The sequence below is a fragment of the Mesorhizobium sp. M1078 genome, assembly GCF_040318615.1.
Classification (GTDB): Bacteria; Pseudomonadota; Alphaproteobacteria; order Rhizobiales; family Rhizobiaceae; genus Mesorhizobium.
Map to the genome: position 1 here is coordinate 1 of NZ_JAMYMP010000098.1, position 680 is coordinate 680.

Consider the following 680-nt stretch of genomic DNA (forward strand, 5'->3'; position numbering starts at 1 on the left):
GAGCGGATGCAGTCGGTTGCCGGTCGGGGAGCAATATAGGGAGCTGGGTCGCCAGCCTCCGGAGACTTACGTGACAACCATTCCTTAAAGGATTCAGCTTTGAGACCCTTCCCTCTGACTTCCGCGATTTGGGGCATTGTGTTGATCAGCGGCGTGGTCAACGTGCTTGCGCTCATCTCGCCGCTGTTCATGCTTCAGGTCTATGACCGCGTTCTGGCAAGTGGCAGCGTATCCACGCTGGTGGGGCTCGTCGTGCTTGCTGCGGGGCTTTATGCGTTCCAATGCCTGCTCGACATTTTGCGCGCCCGCGTGCTGCTGCGGATTGGCGAGCGTTTCGATGGACAGTTTTCCGGACGCGTTCACGATGCGATCGTTCGCCTTCCGCTTTCAACGCGCATGCCGGGCGACGGCTTGCAGCCGCTTCGCGATCTCGACAATGTTCGCGGCTTCTTAGGTGGAAACGGTCCGACAGCGTTCTTCGATCTGCCATGGATGCTGTTTTATCTTGGCATTTGCTTCCTCCTTCATTTCTGGATCGGCATGACGGCACTTATCGGGGCGGTCGGTCTCACATCTCTGACACTCCTTGCCAACACTCTCTCGCAAGGGCCGATAAGCGATACCGTTGCCCACAACATGGCACGCAATGGTCTGCTGCAAGCAGCGCGTTGCAATGCCGA

General features: G+C 57.9%; 1 pseudogene. It reads left to right on the top strand.

The annotated features are described in order from the left end of the window. Window positions 1–189: 189 nt before the first annotated feature. Window positions 190–680: pseudogene (locus tag NKH38_RS33260) on the top strand (type I secretion system permease/ATPase); the annotation flags it as partial.